The organism is Streptomyces sp. AC627_RSS907 (genome assembly GCF_019049165.1).
Window position 1 is genome coordinate 1 of the sequence record NZ_JAGMUE010000672.1, and the last position, 557, is coordinate 557.

The following is a 557-nucleotide window of genomic DNA, read 5'->3' on the forward strand; positions in this document are numbered from 1 at the left end:
CCTCAACGGGGTGCGGGCCCTCGAAGCGCAGGGCGTCACCGCGTACATCGAGGTGGGCCCCGACGGCGTGCTGTCGGCCCTGGCCCAGGACTGTCTGACCCGACCGGTCGCCGACATCACGGCCGAGGACACACCGGCCCCCCTGTTGGTGCCGGTGCTGCGCAAGGACCGCCCCGAGACACAAGCACTCGTCGCGGCCCTCGCCGAGATCCACGTCCACGGCGAAACCGTCGACTGGCGGGCCTTCTTCGCGGGACGCGGCGCCCGCCGCGTGGACCTTCCCACCTACGCGTTCCAGCACCAGCGCTACTGGCTGGAGGCCGGTACCTCGGCGGGCGACGCCTCGGCCTTCGGCCTCGATCCCGCCGACCACCCACTGCTCGGCGGCGCCGTCCCCCTCGCGGGCGCCGACGGCCTGTTGTTCACCGGAACCCTCTCGCTGCACACCCAGCCCTGGCTGGCCGACCACGTCCTGCGCGGCGAGGCGGTCCTGGCGACCACGGCCCTCGTCGAACTGGCCATCCGCGCCGGCGACGAGGTCGGCCTCGGTCACGTGG

At 73.8% G+C, this 557-nt stretch carries 1 pseudogene; it reads left to right on the forward strand.

The window, feature by feature from the left end:
• Positions 1-557: pseudogene (locus KUM32_RS37725) on the forward strand (polyketide synthase dehydratase domain-containing protein); the annotation flags it as partial.